Annotated in this window: 24 protein-coding genes; 8 read left to right on the top strand and 16 right to left on the bottom strand. The window is 68.8% G+C overall.

The annotated features are described in order from the left end of the window. Positions 1 to 10 precede the first annotated feature (10 nt). Positions 11 to 1,219 (top strand): PQQ-binding-like beta-propeller repeat protein, encoded by a 1,209-nt coding sequence (locus tag AB0I34_RS20230; protein WP_360446996.1) that lies wholly within the window; start codon positions 11 to 13, stop codon positions 1,217 to 1,219. Here the strand turns inward: AB0I34_RS20230 and AB0I34_RS20225 are convergent. Then, positions 1,195 to 4,017, bottom strand: coding sequence for a BTAD domain-containing putative transcriptional regulator (locus tag AB0I34_RS20225; protein ID WP_360446994.1), 2,823 nt, complete (start codon positions 4,015 to 4,017; stop codon positions 1,195 to 1,197). The genes AB0I34_RS20230 and AB0I34_RS20225 overlap by 25 nt on opposite strands. A gap of 58 nt (positions 4,018 to 4,075) precedes the next feature. Then, on the bottom strand, positions 4,076 to 4,918 hold the full coding sequence (locus AB0I34_RS20220) for an AraC family transcriptional regulator (protein ID WP_360446992.1): 843 nt from the start codon (positions 4,916 to 4,918) through the stop codon (positions 4,076 to 4,078). A gap of 69 nt (positions 4,919 to 4,987) precedes the next feature. Here AB0I34_RS20220 and AB0I34_RS20215 point away from each other — a divergent pair, with 69 nt between their 5' ends. Beyond that, positions 4,988 to 5,734 (top strand): phytanoyl-CoA dioxygenase family protein, encoded by a 747-nt coding sequence (locus tag AB0I34_RS20215; protein ID WP_360446990.1) that lies wholly within the window; start codon positions 4,988 to 4,990, stop codon positions 5,732 to 5,734. A 53-nt stretch (positions 5,735 to 5,787) separates the two neighbouring features. On the opposite strand, the gene AB0I34_RS20210 is transcribed toward AB0I34_RS20215, so the two are convergent. Then, positions 5,788 to 6,204 (bottom strand): VOC family protein, encoded by a 417-nt coding sequence (locus AB0I34_RS20210; protein WP_360446988.1) that lies wholly within the window; start codon positions 6,202 to 6,204, stop codon positions 5,788 to 5,790. A 191-nt stretch (positions 6,205 to 6,395) separates the two neighbouring features. Beyond that, positions 6,396 to 7,052 (bottom strand): CGNR zinc finger domain-containing protein, encoded by a 657-nt coding sequence (locus tag AB0I34_RS20205; protein ID WP_360446986.1) that lies wholly within the window; start codon positions 7,050 to 7,052, stop codon positions 6,396 to 6,398. A gap of 51 nt (positions 7,053 to 7,103) precedes the next feature. Between AB0I34_RS20205 and AB0I34_RS20200 the strand changes: the two genes are divergently transcribed. From AB0I34_RS20200 to AB0I34_RS20190, 3 genes are read left to right on the top strand one after another with little or no spacing between them, the layout of a single operon-like run. Further along, on the top strand, positions 7,104 to 8,321 hold the full coding sequence (locus AB0I34_RS20200; RefSeq protein WP_360446984.1) for an MFS transporter: 1,218 nt from the start codon (positions 7,104 to 7,106) through the stop codon (positions 8,319 to 8,321). Then, complete coding sequence (locus AB0I34_RS20195; RefSeq protein ID WP_360446982.1) at positions 8,281 to 9,054, top strand: fructosamine kinase family protein; 774 nt, start codon at positions 8,281 to 8,283, stop codon at positions 9,052 to 9,054. The genes AB0I34_RS20200 and AB0I34_RS20195 overlap by 41 nt, the downstream gene beginning before the upstream one ends. A gap of 39 nt (positions 9,055 to 9,093) precedes the next feature. Beyond that, the gene (locus tag AB0I34_RS20190) at positions 9,094 to 10,554 is read left to right on the top strand and encodes a beta-N-acetylhexosaminidase (RefSeq protein ID WP_360447070.1); all 1,461 of its coding nucleotides are present in this window, start codon (positions 9,094 to 9,096) and stop codon (positions 10,552 to 10,554) included. 19 nt (positions 10,555 to 10,573) lie between these two features. Here AB0I34_RS20190 and AB0I34_RS20185 read toward each other — a convergent pair whose 3' ends face one another. Then, positions 10,574 to 10,849, bottom strand: a complete 276-nt coding sequence (locus tag AB0I34_RS20185; RefSeq protein ID WP_360446980.1) for a protealysin inhibitor emfourin — start codon at positions 10,847 to 10,849, stop codon at positions 10,574 to 10,576. Positions 10,850 to 11,286: 437 nt separating this feature from the next. Between AB0I34_RS20185 and AB0I34_RS20180 the strand changes: the two genes are divergently transcribed. Continuing rightward, positions 11,287 to 11,490 carry a cold-shock protein gene (locus AB0I34_RS20180; RefSeq protein ID WP_012921273.1) on the top strand — a complete coding sequence of 68 codons (204 nt, stop codon included), beginning with the start codon at positions 11,287 to 11,289 and terminating at the stop codon, positions 11,488 to 11,490. Positions 11,491 to 11,570: 80 nt separating this feature from the next. On the opposite strand, the gene AB0I34_RS20175 is transcribed toward AB0I34_RS20180, so the two are convergent. The 8 genes from AB0I34_RS20175 to whiA form a co-directional block, all read right to left on the bottom strand. Next, positions 11,571 to 12,425, bottom strand: coding sequence for an LLM class flavin-dependent oxidoreductase (locus AB0I34_RS20175; RefSeq protein WP_360446978.1), 855 nt, complete (start codon positions 12,423 to 12,425; stop codon positions 11,571 to 11,573). A gap of 66 nt (positions 12,426 to 12,491) precedes the next feature. After that, on the bottom strand, positions 12,492 to 13,472 hold the full coding sequence (locus AB0I34_RS20170; RefSeq protein WP_360446976.1) for an SMP-30/gluconolactonase/LRE family protein: 981 nt from the start codon (positions 13,470 to 13,472) through the stop codon (positions 12,492 to 12,494). Between the two features lie 102 nt (positions 13,473 to 13,574). Then, positions 13,575 to 13,934, bottom strand: coding sequence for an RNA polymerase-binding protein RbpA (locus tag AB0I34_RS20165; RefSeq protein WP_131356954.1), 360 nt, complete (start codon positions 13,932 to 13,934; stop codon positions 13,575 to 13,577). Between the two features lie 16 nt (positions 13,935 to 13,950). Beyond that, a complete protein-coding gene (gene secG / locus AB0I34_RS20160; protein WP_131356951.1) occupies positions 13,951 to 14,184 on the bottom strand; it encodes a preprotein translocase subunit SecG in 234 nt (77 codons plus the stop codon). After that, positions 14,181 to 14,987, bottom strand: coding sequence for a triose-phosphate isomerase (gene tpiA / locus AB0I34_RS20155; protein ID WP_360446973.1), 807 nt, complete (start codon positions 14,985 to 14,987; stop codon positions 14,181 to 14,183). Before tpiA ends, secG begins: the two co-directional genes overlap by 4 nt. Before the next feature lie 5 nt (positions 14,988 to 14,992). Then, on the bottom strand, positions 14,993 to 16,195 hold the full coding sequence (locus tag AB0I34_RS20150; protein WP_360446971.1) for a phosphoglycerate kinase: 1,203 nt from the start codon (positions 16,193 to 16,195) through the stop codon (positions 14,993 to 14,995). 87 nt (positions 16,196 to 16,282) lie between these two features. Then, entirely contained in the window at positions 16,283 to 17,290 is a 1,008-nt protein-coding gene (gap, locus tag AB0I34_RS20145) for a type I glyceraldehyde-3-phosphate dehydrogenase (protein ID WP_360446969.1), read from the bottom strand. Positions 17,291 to 17,496: 206 nt separating this feature from the next. Continuing rightward, entirely contained in the window at positions 17,497 to 18,480 is a 984-nt protein-coding gene (whiA, locus tag AB0I34_RS20140; RefSeq protein WP_131515928.1) for a DNA-binding protein WhiA, read from the bottom strand. A gap of 134 nt (positions 18,481 to 18,614) precedes the next feature. Between whiA and AB0I34_RS20135 the strand changes: the two genes are divergently transcribed. Both AB0I34_RS20135 and AB0I34_RS20130 read left to right on the top strand, forming a co-directional pair. Further along, positions 18,615 to 19,124, top strand: a complete 510-nt coding sequence (locus AB0I34_RS20135; protein ID WP_360446967.1) for a SigE family RNA polymerase sigma factor — start codon at positions 18,615 to 18,617, stop codon at positions 19,122 to 19,124. After that, positions 19,121 to 19,906, top strand: a complete 786-nt coding sequence (locus tag AB0I34_RS20130; RefSeq protein WP_360446965.1) for a hypothetical protein — start codon at positions 19,121 to 19,123, stop codon at positions 19,904 to 19,906. The genes AB0I34_RS20135 and AB0I34_RS20130 overlap by 4 nt, the downstream gene beginning before the upstream one ends. A 1-nt stretch (position 19,907) precedes the next feature. Here AB0I34_RS20130 and yvcK read toward each other — a convergent pair whose 3' ends face one another. Genes yvcK through uvrC form a run of 3 tightly spaced genes read right to left on the bottom strand, consistent with a single transcriptional unit; the run spans position 19,908 to position 23,829 of the window. Beyond that, complete coding sequence (gene yvcK, locus AB0I34_RS20125; RefSeq protein WP_360446963.1) at positions 19,908 to 20,876, bottom strand: uridine diphosphate-N-acetylglucosamine-binding protein YvcK; 969 nt, start codon at positions 20,874 to 20,876, stop codon at positions 19,908 to 19,910. A gap of 56 nt (positions 20,877 to 20,932) precedes the next feature. After that, positions 20,933 to 21,799 (bottom strand): RNase adapter RapZ, encoded by an 867-nt coding sequence (gene rapZ / locus AB0I34_RS20120; RefSeq protein WP_131515931.1) that lies wholly within the window; start codon positions 21,797 to 21,799, stop codon positions 20,933 to 20,935. Then, positions 21,799 to 23,829, bottom strand: coding sequence for an excinuclease ABC subunit UvrC (gene uvrC / locus AB0I34_RS20115; RefSeq protein ID WP_360446961.1), 2,031 nt, complete (start codon positions 23,827 to 23,829; stop codon positions 21,799 to 21,801). Before uvrC ends, rapZ begins: the two co-directional genes overlap by 1 nt. Between the last annotated feature and the right edge of the window lie 48 nt (positions 23,830 to 23,877).

The raw sequence follows: 23,877 nt of genomic DNA, 5'->3' as shown, positions 1-23,877 counted from the left end.
TCGTCGGGTCATGACTGGACGATTCTTGAGGGTGCGGGCCCTCTGCGCGCTCGCTGCGCTTGTCATGACGCCGCTGGTGGCTACAGCCCCGGCGAGCGCCGTCGCGACCGGTGACTGGACCCAGTTCCGCAACGGGCCTGCTCACCAGGGCGTCAACACTGCCGAGACAGCGCTGTCGGTGTCGACCGTCGGCGGATTGCGGCAACAGTGGGTGACCAAGATCGGAGGGAGCGTCTGGTCGTCACCGGCGACCGCCGACGGCCGGGTGTACGTCGGCGGGCTGGACGGCCGGCTGCACGCGCTCGACGCGGCCACGGGCCAGCAGCTGTGGGCGAAGCCGGACAGCGCGCTGACCGGCGACTGGACGTTCACGTCGCCGGCCATCGGCGACGGCGTGGTCTACCTGGGGATCAACCGGCCGGCCGCCGAGATCTGGGCCTTCGACGCGGTGACCGGAGCGACCCGGTGGCGCACTGGAGCCTCGGTCAGCAACATCAACGGATCTCCCGTGGTCGCCGGCGGAGTGGTGTACGCCGCCACGACCGAGGACCAGGTGCTGGCCCTGGACGCCGCCACCGGTGCGCGGATCTGGGACGCCAAGCCCAACGGCGGTCGCGGTTCCGGCTTCTACTCGAGCCCGACTGTTGCCGGTGGCAAGGTGTTCGCGGCGTCGCTCAACCAGCAGGTCTATGCCCTGGATGCGGCGACCGGCGCCGTTGTGTGGTCGTTCCCGACCGGCGGGCACAACTCCTCGACACCGGCCGTGGTCGACGGCACCGTGTACTTCGGCTCGCGGGACGGCAATGTGTACGCCGTGAACGCCGAGACCGGCGTACAGCGGTGGAAGGTGCGGTACGGCACGAACATCCTCGCGTCGTTCCAGTCATCGCCGGCAGTCGTCAACGGCACGGTCTACATCGGCACGAACAACGACCGCCGGGTACTCGCACTCGACGCGGCGACCGGCGCCATCAAGTGGAGCTTCCGTACTGGCGGCGTGGTGATGTCATCGCCGGTGGTGGCCAACGGCGTCGTGTACGTCGGGTCGGACGACCGCAGCGTCTACGCACTGCGCGCAACCAACGGGCAGCGGCTGTGGTCGGCTCGGGTGTCCGGCGCGGTCGACTCCGGACCGGTCGTGGCCCAGGGCAAGGTCTACGCAGGAACGTACGGCGACACCGGCGGCGGGAACGTCTACTCGTTCGCACTCAGTCGTTGACCCTTGCCATGCGGCCCGGCCTGGCGAAGGGTCTCGCGGATCAGCCGTAGGCACCGCGCCGCACCACGCTGGTCGTCGGTGCGCTCACAGATCGCCAGCGCGGACCGCAGACACTCGAGCGCATGGTCGACGCGGCCAAGGTCGCGATGGGCGAGGCCGAGGCGGGTCAGGCAATGCGCCTGGCCCGCCTCGTCGGCCAACTCGCGGAAGATCGCGAGTCCCGCGGTGAACCTCGGGAGCGCCTCGCCAGGTGAGCCGGCGGCCTCGTGGACCTCACCGAGATTCGTGACTGCTGCCGCCTGGCCACGACGGTTGCCCAGCGCGGCGAAGATCGCTCCTGACTCGGCGAGATACCGCAGGGCTTCGTCGTACCGGCCGAGTTGCCCCAAGACCGGACCGAGGTTGTTCAGGTAGACGCCCTGGCTGTGCGGGTCGCCGAGGCGGCGGGCGATGGACAGCGCCTGCGAGAGGCAATCCGCAGCCTGGTCGTAGCGTTGCAGGCTGTCGTAGACAGTGCCGAGGCCGTTCAGACACGAGGCCTGCCCAGTGTCGTCACCCGCCTCGGTGAACAGTTGCAGGCCAGCCCGCAGATGCCCCGCAGCCTGATCGAAATCGCCCTTCAGTTCGTACGCCGCACCCAGGTCGCGATGCGCGAACCCTTCGGCGTGCGCATCCTTCGTACGGCGTGCGACCGCCAACGCGGTCTGGTTGAGCCGGATCCAGTCGGCCCGATGACCGCGAATGTGGAAGAACGCGAACAGCGCCCGCGCCAACTCGCCAGGGATCTCGTCCGGTACGCCGTCCGTCGCGGCAGCCTGCTCGGCACTGGCCAGCAGGTTGGCCCGCTCGGTCTCGAACCATTCGAGTGCTGCCCTGACCCCGGTGAACGTCGTACCGCCAGCGGCCCACGCACCGGCGGTCTCCAACCGTGGGTCGCCCGGGCGCAGCATCGCATACCCACTCCAGGCGGTGGCGACCTGCCAGCGCATCGCGCGGGTCAGTGCGGCGGTCCTCTCGTCAACGGATCGCTCCGCGCCGACCTCACGGGCCAGTAGCCGTAGCAGCTCGTGCAGCCGGTACCGACCCGGCGCAGGACTCTCCAGCAACTGCGCATCGACCAGCAACTCCAGCACCGGCGTCGCGTCCACTGCTCCGAGGAGACGTTCGGCGAACGGCGGACTCAGGTCCGCGGCGTCGGGCAGACCGAGCAACCCAAAGGCCGATGCAGCTGCACGCTCCTCCACCGAGCCGGCCGCGAGCAACCGGTGACCGACCTGCAGGGAGGCCCGGACGTCGAGATCATCAGCGCGCAACTCGTCGAGGCGGCTGCGGGCATTCGCAAGCCGATCGGTCAGGGTGCGGACCGGCCAGGTGGGCCGTGCCGCCAGCCGGGCGCCGGCAATCCGCACCGCCAACGGCAGTCCCCCGCACAACCCGACCAGCTTCCGCGCGGCGGCCGGATCCGCGGCGATCCGGTCAGCCCCGGCCAACCGGCCGAGCAGCGTCGTGGAGTCGCTGGGAGCCAACGGACGAAGGTGCAGGTGTCGTACGCCGTCCAGCGTCGCAAGCACCCGGCGACTGGTGACCAGCACCGCACAACCAGGCCCGGCCGGCAGCAACGGCCGTACCTGCGCGGCATCCGTCGCGTTGTCCAGTACGACGAGCACGCGCCGGGTCGCGGTCTCGGCCCGGAACCGGCCTGCTGCCTCGGTCAGGTCGTACCGCCCACCATCGGGTACGTCGAGCGCCCGCAGGAACCGGCCGAGTGCGCCGATCGCCGTGCTGTCCGCGGACAGGTCGGCGTACAACTGTCCGTCCGGGAAGCCACTCGCGACGAGATGCGCGGCGTGAACGGCGAGCGCGGACTTGCCAATGCCCGCTACTCCGTCGACCGCGCCGATCGGCGGGATGCGGTCGTCCGGGTCTCCTCGTAACAGGTCCGCGAGTTCGGCCAGCTCGGTGCTGCGGCCAGTGAAGGACGCGGCGTCTGCCGGTAGTTGACGTGGGACCACTGTCCGCGTTCCTTGCGACACCTCGCCGGGCAGATCGAGCTTGGGGTCCGCGGCCAGGATCTGCGCGTGCAGGTCGCGGACTGCGCGGGCCGGCTCTGTCCCGAGTTCGCCGGCAAGGCGGTCCCGGAGACGGCGGAAGGCAGCGAGTGCATCGGCCTGGCGGCCGGCGCGGTACAGGGCGAGCATCCACTGTTGCCAGAGCCGTTCGCGGAGTGGGTTCTCCTCGACCAGAGCGCGCAGCTCGGCGGTCAGTTCGGTGTGCTGCCCGAGTGCGAGACGGGCCTCGACCAGGGTCTCGCTGGCGGCCAGGCGCCGTTCCTCCGCAACGACCAGCCGGCCGTTGGGGTCCGCGTCGACCGCTACATCCTCGAGCGGGCGGCCGCGCCACAGAGCCAGCCCCCGGCTCAGCAGCTCCGTAGCCGCCAGTGGGTCGCCGTCCCGCAGTGCCTGCTCGCCGCGGGTGGTGAACTCTTCGAACGCGAGCAGGTCGAGGTCAGCGGCCGTCACATCCATTCGATAGCCGGCGGCGTCGGTCACCAGCCGGGGTGGCGCGTCGTTCAGTTGCAGGTCGCGGCGCAGCGTCGAGACGTAGGTACGAAGCGCTCCGATCGCCGTTGGCGGCCGACGGTCGGGCCACACCATCTCGACCAGCCGGCCGGCGGGCAGGGGCCGGTTGGCGCTCACCAGGAGCACTGCGAGGACGGCACGCAGCTTCGCCGAGCCGAGTTGCACCGGCTCGCCGTGGCCGTCGCGAATCTCCAGCGGTCCGAGCACCTTGAACCGCACAGTGCGCCCTCCCGTCCTCACCTTGACCAACGGATGACCACCCTCTGGGGTTCACCCACTACGGCACGAACGCTCGCTGCGAGCGACGGCGGAAGTCCCGGGGCGAGAGCTGGTGCGCGGCGGTGAAGCAGCGGGTGAAGTACGACTGACTGGTGAAACCGCAGCGGGCCGCGATCGCGGCGACCGGGTGATTGGTTGCTGCGAGCAACGATGCGGCGTGTTCCAGGCGGAGATCGGCGACGAAGGCGGTCGGCGTACGTCCGTAGGCCGCCCGCATCGAGCGGGACAGGTGGGCCGGGCTGACACCGGACAGCTCGAGGAGCCTCGGCACTCCTCCGCGCAGATTCTCCTCGGCCCGCATCGACCGGCAGGCCTTCGACAACCAGTCCGGTGCGGTCGGCGTGCCGGCGGGTGAGGCGAGTTCCTCCGGCGAGACCAGTGGCAGCAGGTCGATCCAGAAGCGCGTCAGATCGTAGGCGCCGGGCTCGTCCTGGAAGCGGTCCAGGGCGTGTTCGAACACGGCGATCGCGGCGGGCGTGTGGAAGGCCACCGGCCCACGCGCGGTGGCCCAGCTGCCGGTCGGGTTCGTCCTGGTCAGGTCGAGGAATCCTCGCCAGGCCGAACTCGGGAAGGCGACGTTCACGAACTCCAGCCCGTCAGGTGCCGCACCGCGGACCGCGTGCCGATCCTGCGGCCGCACGAGTACGACGTCGCCGGCCACGAGACTCTGCGTACCTGTGGTCAACAGGTGCTCCCCGCTGCCGGACACCACGCCCATCAACTCATGGAAGTCCGCATGGGTGTGCAGTTCGGTGTCGCGCGCTCGGGCGGCGATCCGGACGCGGGCCGCGTGATACGGACGGCCGAACGCGTGCGACTCGAAGCGCAGCGCCTGATCCACATCAACACGCTACAAGTTCTCGTCAGCTTGCTGCTAGTAGCCGATGTCTCCACACCGCAGCATGGAGACATGTTCGAAGACGACGGCTATGTGACCTTCCGAGATGTCATCGATCCGGCCCTGATCAAGGAAGTGAATGATCATGTCGAGTGGCTGCAGGCCCGGCACCCCGACGTACGGCCGGAACAACTCGGGCACGTGTACCTGCGCGACGACCCGTTCTGGGTGCGGTTGGTGAGTGACGAACGGCTGCTCGACATCGCGTCGCAGTTCGTCGGACCCGATCTCGCGCTGTTCGCGTCGCACTACATCTCCAAACCGCCGTACTCCGGGCAGCCGGTGCTGTGGCACCAGGACGCGGCGTTCTGGCCACTCGACCCGATGAAGGTCGTGACGCTGTGGCTGGCAGTCGACCACTCCACACCGGAGAACGGCTGCGTGCGGGTGATCCCGGGCAGTCATCGCTCAGGGGTGGCCGGGATGCGCGACAACACCGAGGTGGAGAGCGTTCTGGGTAAGGAGATCGCGGTCGAGGTCGACGAGTCCGCGGCCGTCGACATGGTGCTCGCGCCGGGTGACGTCGAGGTGCACCACCCGAACATCGTGCACGGCAGCAACGCGAACACGTCGCCGAACCGGCGGTGCGGACTGACGATCCGCTACATCCCCACGTCGACGCGGATCACGGATCCCGAGGTCCCATACCCGAGCGCCTTCCACCTGCGCGGTGAGCCGGGGGTCAACAGCTACCAGCCACGGCCGAAGTACGTCGAAGGCACGCATTTCCCGTTCACCGGAAGCAGTGCGTGGGTCTGACACAGCGAGCGCCCGCCCCGGCCGATAGCTGGGGCGGGCGCTGGACGGTCGCCCTACTCGAGGCAGATCCGGAACGGGTGCCCCGCGGGGTCGGCGTAGATCCGCCAGCCGCGACCGTTGCCGGCCGGTGGCGGGTCCAGGGGGTCGAGCGGTTCGGCCCCGAGGGCGACCACGGTCGCGTGGCCGCTGGAAATGTCCTCGACGATCAGGTCGAGATGGAGATCCTGCGCGTCGGTGCCGGGCCAGGTGGCCGGCACGTACTCCTCCGAGCGGCGGAAGGCCAGCGCCGAGTTGCCCAGCGACGAACCGGGGCCGGTCAGGCTCCGCCAGTCGTCGTCACCGTTCTCGTCGATGTCCAGCCCCAGCAGCGCTGAGTAGAACTGGGCGAGCTCGAGTGGGTCCGGGCAATCCAGCACCACCGAGCCGAGCCGCCCGGCAGTACTGCCCGGCTGCTCTGCCACCTGCGTCATCTGTCCTCCAGCTTCTGTTCACCAACTGCCCGCCCCTGTCTGGGGCAGGACCGGCCAGGCCCGTCGTGGTCGGAAGGCCCGGCCGCCTACGATGACAGGTCCGACGGACACTTCGCATCTTTCGACACGCCTTCTTGACGGGTCAGCCGGTCGCGGACAGTGAACAGCCGCCAGAACTACCGGCATAACTGCTAGACAGTGGTAGCGCGCCGCCGCTCGGACAGCTTGCGGATCTTCGCGCGGGTGCCGCAGTCCTCCATCGAGCACCAGCGGCGCGATCCGTTCCGGCTCCGATCGAGGAACAGCCAGCCGCACCCACCGTCGTCGATCGGGCAGGCGCGCAACTGCCGCAGCTCGACCGTCCGCAACAGCTCGACCGCGGCACCCACCAACCGGTCCGGGATCATCAACGCCGGCGCGGTGCCGACACGCAGGTCGACGACCCCGGGACCGTCGGTCCGCGCGACCAGCATCGAGCGCGCGGCCGCCGCGGCCCAGCGCAGCATCAACCGTTCGTAGACGGACTCCTGCGAGGTTTCCGCCGGCAGCGCAGAAGCCCCGCCCGCGCGCGGAGCCAGAACGGCGTACGTCGCCTCGCGGATCTCGGCCGTCGCCCGGAGAGCCTTCTCGGCCAGGTCCGGGGCACCCTCCCAGACCGCCGCGATCGCCTCACCCTCACCCAGGTCGACGAGCTCGATCCGGCGGCTCCAGTCGAGCAGGTCCGTCGGCCGTCTCAGATAGTCGTGCAGGTCGGGACGGCCCGGAATCCGGGGCGTTACCGTGTTCACGAGGTCAAGGGCCGGATGCCCACCGACAATCCTGAGCTCGTCGCGGAAACTGTCGGTCATGGGTGAGATGCTACCACCGTACAGTCATTCAGTGGAATCGCAGGTGAGGTCATGCCCATCACATCCCGCCGGGCCAACGCGGCCCTGCTCATGCTCGCCGTCAGCACCTTCTCGTACGTGACGATCGAAGTTCTCCCGATCGGCCTCCTGACCGTGATCGCCGGCGACCTCGATCGATCCCGGTCCGAGGTCGGCCTCCTGGTCACCGGGTACGCCGCCGTCGTGGTGCTGGCCTCGATCCCGCTCGCCCGTCTGACGCTGCGGCTGCCCCGCCGCCTCGTGCTGGGCAGCACGCTCGGCGTCCTGGCCGTGTCGACCGCGCTCTCCGCCGCCGCGCCGACGTACGAGATCCTCTTCGCCAGCCGGCTGCTGACCGCGCTCTCCCAGGCACTGTTCTGGGCGATCGCGCCGCCGATCGCGACCAGCCTGTTCCCACCGCAGGTCCGCGGCCGGGTGGTGGCCAGACTGGCGATCGGCACGGCGCTCGCGCCGGTCCTCGGCATCCCACTCGGCACCTGGCTCGGCGAGCAGGCCGGCTGGCGCGTCCCACTCGCCGTGATGGCCGTTCTCGGCGCCGTCGCGTGCGCCGGCATCCTCTTGCTGCTTCCGGCCGTCGAGGGTCGCAACGGAGCGACCGGCCGCGGCAGTTCGCCCGACTTCCGGCGGTACGCCGTGATCCTCGCGACCTCGGCGATCGGGGTGACCGGATTCCTGACGTTCAACACCTACGTCACGCCCTTCCTGCTGGACATCACCGGCCTGCCCCGGGATGCCCTTGGCCCGATGCTGCTCGCGAGTGGAGTGGGTGGCCTGGCCGGGACGCTGATCGTGGGCCGGATCCTCGACCGGTTTCCCTGGGGATCGGTGGTCGTCTCCTACGCCCTCCTCAGCGGTGCGCTCGCGGGCCTCTACGTCTTCGGCAGTCACCCGGTGGCCACAGTCGCCCTGATCGCTGTCACCGGCCTCGCCTTCATGGGGATGGCCGTCGCAGTGCAGAACCGCACACTGCAGGTCGCGCCTGGCAGCACCGACCTCGCCTCGGCCGGCACGAGCTCTGCGTTCAACGTGGGCATCGCTGCGGGTGCGTTCATCGGTGGTCGCCTGGTCGACGGTGTCGGAGTGCGCAGCGTGGCCCTGGTCGGCGCCCTGCTGGCCGCCGCAGCGGTTCTGACGCTGTTGGCCGAGCCGGTGCTGGCTCGGCGCCCGGTCCGGGTGGCAGAGTGCGAACATGACCGTCCTGAGCGACAGGTTTGTGAAGAGGCGGCATGACGCGCCCCACGGGTTCTTCGAGGTCGAGGCCGCCGGCCTGCACTGGCTCGCCGTACCGGGCGGCGTGCCGGTGGCCGAGCCGGTCGATGTCTCCAGCGACCACCTGAGCACGGTCCGGCTTGACCTCGTTCCGCCGACCGGAGCGGCCGCGGACGAGTTCGGCCGGCGGCTTGCGGTCACCCACGACGCCGGCGCGCGGCACTTCGGCGTACCGCCGGATGGGTGGGACGGCGACGGCTACATCGGCACGATCGGGTTGCCGCACGCGCTGGAGCCGCTGAAGTCGTGGGGTGAGTTCTTCGCCAACCTCCGGCTCCGGCCGTACCTGCGGTCGGCGTACGACCGCGGCACCATCGACGGGCATCAGTTGGGGGTGTTCGAGCTGGTGTGCAGGCGGCTGGCGGCCGGCAGATACGACGACCCGTCGGAGCCGCCGAGCCGGATCCACGGTGACCTCTGGTCGGGCAACGTCCTCTGGAGTGCGGACGGCGTACACCTGATCGACCCGGCCGCGCACGGCGGTCACCGCGAGACGGACCTGGCCATGCTCGGCCTCTTCGGCATGCCGCAGCTCGAGCGAGTCCTGCGCGCGTACGACGAGGTGCATCCGCTCGCGGAGGGCTGGCGTGACCGGATCGGACTGCACCGGCTGCACCCCTTGCTGACCCACGTGGTGATGTTCGGCGGGAGTTATGTCGCGCAGGCGATCGCCATGGCGCACCAATATGGATAAGACTCTTCCAAACAACCCACGCGATCACCGGAGCCCACCCTGATTCCGCAGCCTGTCACCCAGAACCCCCTGCCCGACCAGACCTTCACGCTGCAGTCCTCGGCGACTGTCGGCGTACTCAGCACCGACGAGGCGGCCACCTCGGTGGCTGACCAGCTCGTCGCTCAGCTCCGCCTGTCCACCGGCTTCGCCCTGCCCGTGGAGCCGGGCACCGGCACCATCACGCTCTCGACCGACGGACCGAGCTCGCTCGGCGCGGAGGGTTACGAGCTCCGCGTGGACAGCTCGGCGGTGACGCTCACCGCGGCCACGGCCGAGGGCCTCTTCCGCGCCGTGACCACGCTCCGCCAGCTGCTCCCGGCCACGGCGGATGCCGGCACTGAGCAGTCCGGCCCCTGGGAGATCGCCGGTACGACGATCGCCGACGCACCGCGCTACCCCTACCGCGGCGTCATGCTCGACGTGTCCCGGCACTTCCGCTCGGTCGCCGAGGTCAAGCGCTGCATCGACCTCGCCTCGCTCTACAAGCTCAACCGGCTCCACCTGCATCTGTCCGACGACCAGGGCTGGCGGATCCAGGTGGACTCCTGGCCGGAGCTGACCAAGCACGGAGCGAGCTCCGAGGTCGGTGGCGGACCAGGTGGCCACTACACCAAGGCCGACTTCGCCGAGATCGTCCTGTACGCCGCGGAGCGGTTCGTCACCGTCGTCCCGGAGATCGACACCCCGGGACACACCAACGCGGCGCTGACGTCGTACCCCGAGCTGAACGCCGACGGCGAGGCGACGGAGTACTTCACCGGCACCGAGGTCGGATTCAGCTCGCTCGCCGTGCACAAGGACGTCACCTACGACTTCCTGGACGATGTCTTCCGCGAGGTGGCCGAGCAGACGCGGGGCGACGTCATCCACCTCGGTGGGGACGAGGCGCACTCGACTCCGCACTCGGACTACCTCACGTTCGTGCCGAAGGCGGCCGAACTGGTCGTCAAGCACGGCAAGCGGGTTATGGGCTGGCACGAGATCGCCGATGCACCGCTGCCGGCCGGGAGCATCGTGCAGTACTGGGGTACCGACGACGACCGGTCGCGGGAGCTGACCCGCAACGCGGCGGCCAACGGCGCCGAGGTGGTGATGTCACCGGCCAACCGGGCGTACCTGGACATGAAGTACGACCAGGACACGCCGTACGGCCTCGACTGGGCCGGTCTGGTGAGTGTGGAGAAGGCCTATCGCTGGGACCCCGCGACGCTGATCCCGGACCTGCCGGAGAGCGCCGTGATCGGCGTGGAGGCGCCGCTGTGGTCGGAGACCTTCGACGACATGTCGAAGGTCGAGTACATGGCGTTCCCGCGACTGCCGGGCATCGCCGAGCTCGGGTGGTCGCCGGCGTCCGCGCTGGACTGGGAGTCGTACAGGGCACGGCTGGCCGGCCAGGCGGCGCGCTGGGACGTGCTGAACGTGAACTACTACCGCGCTCCTGAGGTCGACTGGAGCTAGGGCGTCGTCAGACACGCCCTTAGTGCCCCAGGACGCGGTCCAGCAGCCACGCGGTGGTCTGGTCCACGTCCTGTTCGGCGACGGTGAGGTGCGTGGCATCCGCTTCTGTGGTGTCACGCACCTCGAGCCGGTAGACGTACCGGTCCGGTTGCGGACGGCCGGTGCCGAGCTTGCCCTGGTCGAGCGCACGCACCGCGGCCTCCAGTTCGCCGGCGTCCGGTTCGGCGCTCGTGTCGAGTTCACCGTGTGCCATCAGGCCGGCGAAACCGCCACTGCGGGTCACTTTGACGATCAAGAGTGCCTCCTCGGGCACACCATTGCGTGCCGCGCAACGAATGTCCAGAGCCGCGCGACACGCCGGGAAACCCAGTCAGGTTCGCGCGACCATCACCCGGCGTACCGGCGAAATGTCCTTCGTTGCCATCGGTCAGAACCCGGCGCCGGCCGCGAATCAGCAGGTCGGCGCGGGATTCGGCGTACGCCGGGGCCTCGGAGAGGCTGGATCGGAGCGCACACACAGCGTCGCGGGTGGCGACTATTAGCGACACGTGTTCGTGGTCACCCCTTCCACGCGGCCCCAGATCGGCTACAGTTGTCGCGTTGCACTTTTGGACTCCCACTGACTTTCGCTGTGCTGCATGGCCGGTTCTGTCTTCTGGGGCCTTTCGGCGACACGTGGCTCATGAGGTGTGGGTCGCGGTTTGTTACAAGCCATCAAGGAGATAGACACAAATGGCTGTCGGTACTGTCAAGTGGTTCAACGCTGACAAGGGCTTCGGCTTCATCACCCCGGATGACGGTGGCGCGGACGTGTTCGCGCACTACTCGGCCATCCAGACCTCGGGCTTCCGCTCGCTGGACGAGAACCAGCGCGTCGAGTTCGAGATCACCCAGGGCCAGAAGGGCCTGCAGGCGGAGAACATCCGCCCGATCTGATCTCTGGATCACCCTTCTCGAAACTGAAATGAAAGGGCCGCACACCACCCGGTGTGCGGCTCTTTCGCCATCCCGGTGCCCTAGCGGTGGCGGGGAACGACCTCGGCGACAACCTGCTCCAGGACGTCCTCGCTGCCCGCGTAGACGCCTTCGGCGCGGGGCCAATGGGTGATGACGTCGGTGAAGCCCAGCTCCCCCGCACGGCCCACGACGTCCTCGAAGGCGGCCACGCTGGACAGTGAGTAGCGAGCCGAGTCCAAGGCCAGGTAGCGGTCGAACGACTTGCCCTGGAGTACGTCGTCCAGCCGGTGGCTGAGGTCGACGACGGACGCGAACCAGGTGTCGAAGTCCGGCGACTTCAGGCCCGTCGTCACCCAGCCGGTGCCGTACTTCGTGGCTAGCCGGAGCGACCGTGGTCCGTTCGCGGCCATGATGAACGGCACTCGCGGCTGCTGGACGCATCCCGGCAGCGTGCGGCCGTTGCGGGTCTCGAAGTACTCGCCGAGGTAGTCGACACCGTCGGTCGTCAGCAGCTTGTCCAGCAACTCGACGAACTCCGTCAACCGGTCCACCTTCTCCCGCGCGGTCAACTCCGGACCGCCCTGGATCGTCGCGTCGATGCCGCCGCCCGATCCGATGCCGCACAGGAAGCGCCCGCCGGACGCGTCGTCGAGGGCCAGGATGTCGCGGGTCAGCGCGAGTGGATGGCGGAAGTTCGGCGACGTCACGAACGTGCCCAGCCGAATCGTCGACGTCACCAGCGCCGCCGCGGTCAGCGTCGGCGTCGTGCCGTACCACGGCGAGTCCTGCAGGCCGCCCCAGGTCAGGTGGTCGTAGGCCCAGACATGGTCGAAGCCGAGCTCCTCCGCCCGCCGCCACCGCGGCGCCGCATCCTTCCACCGGTACTCCGGCAGGATCGTGATCCCGAATCGCATGCCCGCACCCTAGTACGCCGGCTGTTGCCCGAGTTTGCCAACGGCATCCAATGGCTGCGACTTCTGCTAGCGCGCCGGGGTCGGGAAGCTGGCCAGGGAGCTCGTGCCGATGCTGCCCAGCCAGACCTTCCCGTCCCGCTCGCGCACCCCGGTGGGCATGTGGAAGTCCGGGTGTTTGGCGCGGAGGTCGTGCACCAGCGTGCCGTTGTCGTCGTACGCCTGGATCTCGATGATGTCGGCGGCCTTCGGTTTGAGGGCTTCGGGCAACTGCCAGACGAGCTTGCGGAAGACGGGCTGCTTGGGCAGCAGCAGGTCGAGGAGCGCGTTGCGAGGCGAGCCGATCGCCACCCAGATCAGGCCGTCCGAGCCACGCGCGATGTTGTCCGGGAGCCCTGGGATCCCGGCCACCTGCACCGGATCGGCTTCGGGATCCGTGAGGTCGAGCTTGAACAGCCCGTACGTCGCGGTCTCGGCCCAGAAGAGCGTCCGGCGATCACCGCTGAGCGCCACGCCGTTGGGGAACGAACGGCCAGTGGCCAACTGGGTGACCTGACCGTCCGGGGTCAGCCGGTACACACTGCCCGTCGAGGAATGCTCGAGCAGGTCGGCCATCCACTCGTCGACGCCGAAGCGCGTGGACGAGTCGGTGAAGTAGATCGTGCCGTCCGGCATCACGTCCGCGTTGTTGCAGAATCGCATCGGGCGGCCGTCGATCTCGGCCAGCAGCGTCGCGATCCGGCCGTCCTTGTCCAGCGTCAGCAGACCGCGGTTCGCATCGCAGATCAGCACCTTGCCGTCCGGCAACCACTCGAGACCAAGTGGCCGCCCACCGGTGTCCGCCACCGTGGTGATCGTCTTCCCGTCCCCGCTGACCCGCAGAATCCGCCCGTCGAGCAGACCGGTCAGCACACTCCCGTCGTCATCGATCAGCGTGTCCTCCGGCCCCTTCCCCGGCATCGCCACCGTCTCCACAGCGACGTTCTTCGGGTGACGAGCCGCGGCAGCCGGCGGCGGAGTCCAACGCACCGGCGAGATCGAAGACTTCATGCCGCCGACCCTAACGCGTACGTCGCACTGCCTGTCAGTGGGTCAGCACGAAACGCGACAGCCCGGGCCGATCGGCGATCGGTCCGGGCTGGGCGTTGCAGATCAGAAGATGACCTCGCCGCGGGCGCGGCGGGCGCGGAGTTTCTCGAGGGCCTCTTCGAGGATCTCGGCGGCCTCCTGCTCGCTGCGCCGTTCCTTCACGTAGGCCAGGTGCGTCTTGTAGGGCTCGATCTTCGGCGGCGGGGGCGGGTTGTTCACGTCGGTGCTGGTCGGCAGACCGCACCGCGGACAATCCCACGCCTCCGGGATCGCTGCCTCGACGGCGAACACCGTCGCGGTCTCGTGCCCGTTCGCACAGAAGAACACGATGCGCTGCCGGGGCGCGGAGTCGCCGCGCTCCGCCTCACCCATCGGGCCCGCACCGACCCGGCTGCCACGAATCGCACTACCACCACCAGCCACGGGAACCTACTCCCCCTCAGCCGAGCTTGTAGAGCAGGCCGAGCGCCACGATGGCAGCGAACCAGACCAGACCGATGCCGATCGTGATCCGGTCCAGGTTCCGCTCCGCGACCGATGAGCCGCCCAGGCTGGACGACACACCGCCACCGAACAGGTCGGACAGACCGCCACCGCGGCCTTTGTGCAGCAGCACGAGCAGCGTGAGGATCAGGCTGCAGATGATCACGACGATCGAGAAAGCGAGAATCACGAGGAGTAGCCTAACTGAAGGTCCAGGTAACGGCAGATTCCGGCGAACTCGTCGACCTGCAGGCTGGCACCGCCCACCAGGCAACCGTCCACGTCCGGTTGGGCCATGATGCCACCTGCGCTGGCCATCTTCACCGATCCACCGTAAAGAATCCGTACCGAGTCGGCCACCGAGGGTGAGAACGTCTCCTCCAGCCGGCCCCGGATCCCCGCGATGACCTCCTGCGCGTCCTCCGGGGTGGCCACCTCGCCGGTGCCGATCGCCCAGACCGGCTCGTAGGCGATGACGAGCTTGCGAACGTCGTCCGCCTTCAGCCCGGCGAGCGCGCCGTCGATCTGGTTGACGCAGTGCTCGACGTGACCGTCGGCCTGCCGGACCTCGAGGCCCTCGCCGACACAGACGATCGGGATCAGTCCGGCCTCGAGCACCTTGGCTGCCTTGGCGTTCACCACCGCATCGGTCTCGTGGTGGTACTGCCTGCGCTCGGAGTGCCCGGCCAGCACATACGTGCAGCCGAGCTTGGACAGCATCGCCGCCGAGATCTCACCGGTGTAGGCGCCCGCGTCATGCAGCGACACGTCCTGGGCGCCGTACTTGATCTTCATCCGGTCACCGTCGACCAGCGTCTGCACACTGCGGATATCGGTGAACGGCGGCAGCACCGCGACCTCGACCCGCTCGAAGTCGTGCTTCTTGTCCTGCAGCGTCCACGACAGCTTCTGTAGCAGGTGCACGGCCTCAACATGGTTGAGGTTCATCTTCCAGTTGCCCGCCATGAGTGGCGTACGGGCAGCATCTGCCATCGTGCTCAGTCCTCTTCCAGTACTGCGAGACCCGGGAGCTCCTTGCCCTCCAGATATTCGAGCGACGCCCCACCACCGGTGGAGATGTGCCCGAACGCGTCGTCCGCGAAGCCTAGCTGGCGCACGGCCGCGGCGGAGTCACCGCCACCCACCACGCTCAGCCCGTCCACCTCGGTCAACGCCTGCGCGACGGCCTTCGTTCCGCCCGCGAACGCCTCCATCTCGAAGACGCCCATCGGACCGTTCCAGAACACCGTCCTCGCCCCGGCGATCTCGGCGGCGAACGCCTTGCCGGACTCGGGGCCGATGTCGAGGCCGAGCTGGTCGGCCGGGATCGCGTCCGCGGCCACGACAGTCGCCGGCGAATCGGCCTTGAACTCGGGCGCGACCACGATGTCGGTCGGCAGCACGATCTCGACGCCCTTGGCCTTCGCGGTCTCCAGGTAGCCCTTGACCGTGTCCAGCTGGTCGTCCTCGAGCAGGCTCTTGCCGACCTCGTGCCCCTGCGCCTTCAGGAAGGTGAAGACCATGCCGCCACCGATCAGCAGCTTGTCGGCCTTGGCCAGCAGGTTGTCGATCACCGCGAGCTTGTCCGACACCTTCGCGCCGCCGAGCACGACGACGTACGGGCGCTGCGGGCTCTCGGTCAGCTTCTTCAGTACGTCGACCTCCGCCAGCACCAGGCCGCCCGCGGCGTGCGGCAGCTGGCGTGCGACGTCGTACACACTGGCCTGCTTGCGGTGCACCACACCGAAGCCGTCGCTGACGAACACATCGGCCAGCGCGGCCAGCTCTTCGGCCAGCGCACCCCGCTGCGTCTCGTCCTTGCTCTCCTCGCGCGGGTCGTACCGCACGTTCTCGAGCAGCAGCACCTCGCCCTCGTCCAGCTCCTGGACGGCCTCCTGCGCGCTGTCACCGGTGACGTCGGCCGCGAAGTGCACGGTGATGCCCTCGGGCTGCAGCAGCTCGCCGAGCCGCTTGGCCACCGGGGCCAGGGTGAACTTCGGGTCCGGCGTGCCCTTCGGGCGGCCGAGGTGCGCGGTGACGATCACCTTGGCTCCGGCCTTGGCCAGCTGGACCAGCGTCGGCAGCGACGCGCGGATCCGGCCGTCGTCGCCGATCGTGTCGCCGTCGATCGGCACGTTCAGGTCGGAGCGGACCAGCACCCGCAGGCCGGCCACGTCGCCCAGTTCTTCAATCGTCTTCACTGTCAGCTTCCTTCGAAGAAACGGCTAACGTCCGGAGACCTGTGGCACGAAGCCACAGTTCTCCGGACGCAACGTGAACGGGACGCGTCAGAGCGAGGCGCCGACGTGGTTGACCAGGTCGACGAGGCGGTTCGAGTAGCCCCACTCGTTGTCGTACCAGCCGACGACCTTGACCTGGTTGCCGATCACCTTGGTCAGGCCCGCGTCGAAGATGCAGGACGCCGGGTCGGTGACGATGTCGGTGGAGACGATCTCGTCCTCGGTGTAGGTCAGGTAGCCCTTCAGGCTGCCCTCGGTGGCGGCGGCCTTGTAGGCCTCCTTGACCTCGTCGGCGGTGACCTCGCGGCCGACGGTGACGGTGAGGTCGGTGGCCGAGCCGGTCGGGACCGGGACGCGCAGCGCGTAGCCGTCCAGCTTGCCCTTGAGCTCCGGCAGCACCAGGCCGATCGCCTTCGCGGCGCCGGTGGAGGTCGGCACGATGTTCAGCGCGGCGGCGCGGGCGCGGCGCAGGTCCTTGTGCGGGCCGTCCTGCAGGTTCTGGTCCTGCGTGTACGCGTGGATCGTGGTCATCAGACCCTTCTCGATCGTGAACGCGTCGTGCAGGACCTTGGCCAGCGGGGCGATGCAGTTGGTGGTGCAGGACGCGTTCGAGATCACGGTGTGCTTCTCGGCGTCGTACAGGTCGTGGTTCACGCCCATCACCACGGTCAGGTCCTCGTTCTTCGCCGGGGCGGAGATGATGACCTTCTTGGCGCCGTTGTCGGCGTGCGTCTTGGCCTTGGTGGCATCGGTGAAGAAGCCGGTCGACTCGATCACGACGTCGGCGCCGACGTCGGCCCACTTCAGGTTCGAGGGGTCGCGCTCGGCGAACGCCTTGAAGCTGTGACCGGAGACGGTGATGTCGTCGTCGGTCGCGGAGACCTCACCAGGGAAGCGGCCCAGGATCGAGTCGTACTTCAGCAGGTGAGCGAGGGTCTGGTTGTCGGTCAGGTCGTTGACGGCGACGACCTCGATGTCGGCACCGGACGCCTGCGCGGCGCGGAAGAAGTTACGGCCGATCCGGCCGAAGCCGTTGATACCTACGCGTACGGTCACGGGACTGCGTCTCCTCAGAACTAGCTTTCGAGCACTGCCGCTTCACCCCGAACACTAGCCCAAGAGCCCACTCGGCCAACTGGTAGCGCCCACAGCAGACCACCGCCGCTCGCGACGGCCCGGCGGGCGGACCAGCGACACGCACAACGGCCCCGGAAACCTTCCGGGGCCGCCATGTGAATACCAGTTGACTGGCTGGTACTGGATCAGGCCGGGTCGAGCATCTCCGGCGTCAGGTTCGCCTCGGTGTTCGGGATGCCGAGGTCGGCGGCGCGCTTGTCCGCCATCGCCAGCAGGCGGCGGATGCGGCCGGCGACCGCGTCCTTGGTCAGGGCCGGCTCGTGCAGCTGGCCGAGCTCCTCCAGACTCGCCTGCTTGTGCTCGAGCCGCAGCTTGCCCGCCACCTGCAGATGGTCGGGTACGTCGTCGCCCAGGATCTCCAGCGCACGCTCGACACGTGCACCGGCCGCGACCGCGGCACGCGCGGAGCGGCGCAGGTTCGCGTCGTCGAAGTTGGCCAGCCGGTTCGCTGTCGCGCGGACCTCACGGCGCATCCGCCGCTCCTCCCACGCCAGCACGGACTCGTGCGCACCGAGGCGGGTCAGCAGTGCACCGATCGCGTCGCCGTCGCGGATCACCACGCGGTCGACGTTGCGTACTTCGCGGGCCTTCGAACCGATGCCGAGTCGCCGGGCAGCGCCGACCAACGCCAGCGCAGCCTCGGGACCGGGGCAGGTCACCTCGAGCGAGGACGACCGGCCGGGCTCGGTCAGCGAGCCGTGCGCGAGGAAGGCGCCACGCCACGCGGCCACCGCATCGCACGAGGCGCCTGACACGACTGCCGGCGGAAGGCCGCGGACGGGACGGCCGCGGTTGTCGACCAGCCCGGTCTGGCGGGCCAGCGCGTCGCCGTCGCGAACCACGCGGACGACGTACTTCGTCTGCTTCCGGATTCCGGATGGGGAGATCACGACGACGTCCGACGGGTGGCCGAAGATCTCGGCGATGTCCTTGCGCAGCCGGCGAGCGGCGGCGCCACTGTCCAGTTCGGCTTCGATGACGATCCGCCCGGACACCAGGTGCAGACCGCCCGCGAAGCGTAGGACGGAGGACACCTCGGCCTTGCGGCAACAGGGTTTCGTGACCTGAATACTGGTCAACTCGGACTTCACCTGTGCTGTCATCGCCATGAACGCCATCCTCCCACCGCTGTCAAAGACCCTCGGGGCTGCAACTCCAACGGCCACCCGGCCGATCTGTTACGGGCGGTGCAACCTTCCGAACAACTCGCCGCATTCCCTCATCGACACTGTGAGGAGGCTGGATGAGACGACGCGACGAGGACGAGTTCACCGAGTTCGCCGCGGTGACCATGCCCAGGCTGCGCCGGACGGCGTACCTGATGTGCGGCGACTGGCATCGCGCCGAGGACGCCGCCCAGGACGCACTCGTGAGTGTGTACCGGCGCTGGAACCGGATCGAGCGCGGGGACGGTCTGCTGGCGTACGCCCACCGCTGTGTGGTGAACGCCGTACTGACGCAGGCCCGCCGTCCCTGGCGCCGCGAACGCCTCGACGACATCACCGACGAGAGCGCCGCACCGATGCCGGATGCCGCCGGTGCCGTTGACGACCGTCTGCTCGTGGTGCTGGCACTCGCCGCACTGCCACCAAGTCAACGAGCCTGCGTCGTCCTGCGGCACTACGCGGACCTGAGCCTCGAACAGACCGCCGAAGTCCTCGGCGTCGGCATCGGCGGAGTGAAGAGCCAGACCTCTCGCGGCCTGGCCCGCCTTCGCGAACTACTCGACCAAACCGTGAGGAGCGCACCGTGAGCACCGACCTCGAACACCTGATGATCCAGGCCGCCGACGACACCGATCACCCACTGCAGACGTCCGTCGACGACCTCGTCCGCCGTGGCCGCCGGACGACGCGGATCACTCGGGCCGCGACCGCCGCCACCACGCTTGTCACCACCGCCGCGGTGGTCGCAGGCATCACCGCCTGGACCGGACACCGCCCCGACGGCGTCCAGCCGGCCGGCGTCCCGGGTGCCGGGCCGACGCTCCAGCCGGCAGCCAGCCAGCTCACCGACGCGCAGATCGTCAGTCGCTGCAGACCTCTCGACGACCAATGGCAGCTCGGCCACCACAAGGCCGGTGGCGGCACAGGATCGATCGCCGGCTGGAAGGTCGCCATCAGCCAGGCGGCCGGCAACTGGATCCGGGCGATCCTGGTGTCCCCCGACAAGAAGAAGTGGGCAATCTGCCAGCAGAACTCCAGCGCCGGCGCCCCCACCGACTACTACCTGCGCGAGGACCTCAAGTTCCAGCAGGCCTTCGTGAACTGGACCGACAACAACGGCACGGAAGGACCCGTGCCCAAGAACGTCGCCTCGGTCGAGATCCAGCTCGACGGCGTCACCAGCGAGGCGGCGGTGAAGAACGGCTTCATGCTCTGGTACGCCGATCTCACCCCCCTCAAGGTGCGGGACAAGCCGATCTGGGCGATCTACTACGACAAGAACGGCCGGGAGCTCGCGCGGTTCGACATGAACATCTACAACCCGTGGGAGGGGGAAAGCTCGCACCGCAAACCGGTCTACCCGCGGTGAGTCACTCGAAGAGTTCGCGGTAGATCTTGGCCAGTTTGCCTGGGTCGTGGTGGAGCTGGCGGTCCTCGGCGGCGATGTCGGCGATCACCAGGTCGGCGCCGAGCGCTTGCGCAGTACGGCGTAGCGACTCCGGGTCGGGGACATGTTGCTCGTCGGCGAGGACGACGTCGATGCGCAGATCCGGCGCATGAGCGGCCAGTACTTCGAGGTGCGTCTCCGGCGAGAATCCGTCGGTCTCGCCCTTCTGTTCACCGAGATTGAGGGTGAGCAACCGGCGAGCGCTCGTTTCCTGGAGGCCGCGGGACAGTTCGGGAACCAGCAAGTTCGGGATCACGGACGTGAACCACGAGCCCGGGCCGACCACGACCCAGTCGGCCTCCGCGATGGCCACCAGAGCCTCGGGACAGGCCGGCGGGTCGGCCGGGTCGAGTGTGACATCGACGACGTGACCCTCGGTCGTCGCCACCTCGGCCTGGCCGCGGATCTCGGCGATGGCCTCCGGATGCTCAGGATCCAGCCCGAGCACGCGCGCGGTGATGTCCAGCGGTACGGCGGACATCGGTAGGACGCGGCCTTGTGCGCCGAGTAGCCGGGCCACCCAGTCGAGTCCGTCGACTGCTTCGCCGAGCAACTCCCACAACGCGACGATCAGCAGGTTGCCGACCGCGTGATCGTGCAGCTCACCGTTGCTGCGGAACCTGTGCTGCAGTACGTCGGCCCACGTCCGGCCCCACTCGTCGTCGCGGCACAGCGCGGCCAGCGCCATCCGCAGATCACCAGGCGGCAGCACACCGAGCTCGCGACGCAACCGTCCGGACGAGCCACCGTTGTCGGCGACGGTGACGACGGCGGTCAGTTGGTCGGTGACATGACGGAGCGCGGACAGAGAGGCAGCCAAGCCATGCCCGCCACCCAGAGCGACGACCCGGGGGGCCGAGCGGGGGTCTGCGGGTCGCCCCCCAGCCGGCACGTCAGAGCGCCCCGGCCCGCGCTCTCCGCGGGCAGAGTCGTCCCAGACGCCCTGGCTCACTCCCGCCCCAGATCCCGGTGCACGACCAACGTCGGTGACCCTCTCTCGCGCAGCCTGCGGGCGATCTCCTCGGCCATCGCGACACTGCGGTGCTTACCCCCGGTGCATCCGATCGCAACGGTGACGAAGCGCTTGCCCTCGTTCAGGTAGCCGGTCCGCAGGGTGTCCAGCACGTCCACGTAGTTCTGCAGGAACTGCTGGGCCAGCGGATGGCCGAGGACGAAGTCTGACACAGGCTTGTCCTGCCCGGTCATCGGGCGCAGATCCGGCTGCCAGTACGGGTTCGGGATGAACCGCATGTCCGCCACCACGTCGGCGTCCACCGGGATGCCGTACTTGAATCCGAACGACACCACGGTCGCCCGCAGCTCGGCGTTCTCCTCGTCGCCGAAGGCGTTCACGATCTTCGCGGCGAGTTGGTGGATGTTCATGTTCGAGGTGTCGATGACCAGGTCCGCGCCGGCCCGGATGTCGCCGAGCAGTTCACGCTCGCGCTGGATACCGGTCAGCAGCCGGCCCTCGCCCTGCAGCGGGTGCGGCCGGCGGACGCTCTCCTGCCGGCGCACGATCACGTCGTCGGAGGCCTCGAGGAACAGCGTCAGCGGCCGGTACCCCTTCAGCCGCAGGTCGTGGATCGCCGAGCTCAGCTCGTCGAAGAACAGCCCGGTCCGTACGTCGACGACGATCGCGAGCCGCGGCGCCGCGCCGGTGCCGACGACCTGCTCGACGAGGGTGGTCAGGAACATCGGTGGCAGGTTGTCGACCACGAACCAGCCGAGGTCCTCCAGTACGTCCGCGACCGAGCTCCGTCCCGCGCCGGACATGCCGGACACGATGATGAGATTGCCGCCCGAGTCGTCCATCAGCTCTCAGTTCTCCCTGGGTCCCCGTCGGGCGCCCCGGCCGGCGCCGGGACGTCGTCGTCCAGTATCTCGCCTGTGGCGGTGTTCACCGACGGCGCCCGGCCGGTGTCGGCGTTCGTTGCCGCAGCGTTCACCGCGAGTACGACGGACTCCGCCGTACGACGACCGAACCCGGGCAGGTCGGCGACCTCGTCCACGGTCGCCTGGCGCAGCTTCTTCAACGACCCGAAATGCCGCAGCAGCGTCTTGCGCCGCACCTCGCCCAGGCCGGAGACCTCGTCGAGGACGCTCTCCACCATCGACTTCGACCGCCGGCTGCGGTGATGGGTGATGGCGAACCGGTGCGCCTCGTCGCGCAGTCGCTGCAGGAGATACAGCCCTTCGGACGTGCGGGAGAAGATGACCGGGTCCTCCTCGTCCGGGACCCAGACCTCCTCGAGCCGCTTGGCGAGGCCGACGACCGGGATGTCGCCGAGGCCCAGCTCGTCCATCGCCTGCCGCGCGGCCGCGACCTGCGGCGGACCGCCGTCGACCACGACCAGCCCGGGCGCGTAGGAGAACTTCCGTGCGCGACCGGTCTCCGGATCGATCAGGCCGGCAACCGGGTCGTCGTCCTCCTGCAACGTCGCCCGCTCGTCCAGCAGCCGCTTGAACCTCCGGGTCAGCACCTCGGCGATCGAGGCGACGTCGTTCTGCCCGTCGACGCCCTTGATGACGAACCGCCGGTACTCGCTCTTGCGGGGCAGGCCGTCCTCGAAGACGACCATCGAGGCGACCACCTCGGTGCCCTGCAGGTTCGAGACGTCGTAGCACTCCAGCCGCAGCGGCGCCTCCGGCAGATCCAGCGCGGCCTGGATCTCCTCCAGCGCCAGGTTGCGGGTGGTCAGATCGCTGGCCCGCTTGGTCTTGTGCATGGTCAGCGTCTGCAGCGCGTTCCGCCCGACCGTCTCCATCAGCGCCTTCTTGTCACCGCGCTGCGGGACGCGGATGAACACCTTCGAGCCGCGCAGCTCGGACAGCCACTCGGTCAGCGCCTCGGCGTCGTCCGGCTCGGTCGGGACCAGGATCTCGCGCGGGATCACGTCGCCCGAGTCACCGGCGTACGTCTGCTGGATGAACCGCGAGACCAGGTCGCCGGTGGTCGCCGTACCGTCGGCCTTGTCGGCGATCCAGCCGCGCTCACCGCGGATCCGGCCGCCGCGCACGTAGAAGATCTGCACCGCGACCTCAAGCGGGTCCTCGCTGAGGGCGATGACGTCGGTGTCGGTGCCGTCGCCGAGGACCACCGCGTTCTTGGCCAGCGCCTTCTCCAGCGCGGCCAGGTCGTCGCGGATCTTCGCGGCCCGCTCGTACTCCAGCTCGGCCGCCGCGGCCTTCATCTCCTTCTCCAGCCGGCGCACGTACGTCGCGGTCTGGCCGGAAAGGAAGGCGGCGAAGTCGTCGACGATCTTGCGGTGCTCCTCCTGGCTCACCTGACCGGTGCAGGGCGCGGCGCACTTGCCGATGTAGCCGAGCAGGCACGGACGGCCGATCTGGCGGTGCCGGTTGAAGACACCCTTGCTGCACGAGCGCATCGGGAACACCCGCAGCAGCAGGTCGACGGTCTCGCGGATCGCCCAGGCGTGGCTGTACGGACCGAAGTACCGGACGCCCTTCTTCTTCTGGCCCCGGCCGACCATCACCCGCGGGTAGTCCTCGTTGAGGGTGATGGCGAGCCACGGGTACGACTTGTCGTCGCGGTATTTCACGTTGAAACGCGGGTCGTACTCCTTGATCCAGGAGTATTCGAGCTGCAGCGACTCGACCTCGCTGCCGACCACCGTCCACTCGACCTTCGAGGCCGTCGTGACCATCGCCTGGGTGCGCGGGTGCAGGTTGATCAGGTCCTGGAAGTACGACGACAACCGGGCCCGCAGGTTCTTCGCCTTGCCGACGTAGATCACCCGTCCGGCGGCATCACTGAAGCGGTAGACACCGGGTGAGTCGGGGATCGACCCTGGAGCGGGACGGTACGAGGACGGATCAGCCACCCAACCACCCTAGTTCGGTTCGCCGACAAATCCGGAATTCCGCAAAAG

Origin of the sequence: Kribbella sp. NPDC050281 (assembly GCF_040655855.1) — a bacterium.
In the GTDB taxonomy this organism is placed as follows: domain Bacteria; phylum Actinomycetota; class Actinomycetes; order Propionibacteriales; family Kribbellaceae; genus Kribbella.
The sequence above is the reverse complement of the archived record's forward strand: the minus strand, read 5'-3'. Positions and strand labels throughout refer to the sequence as shown.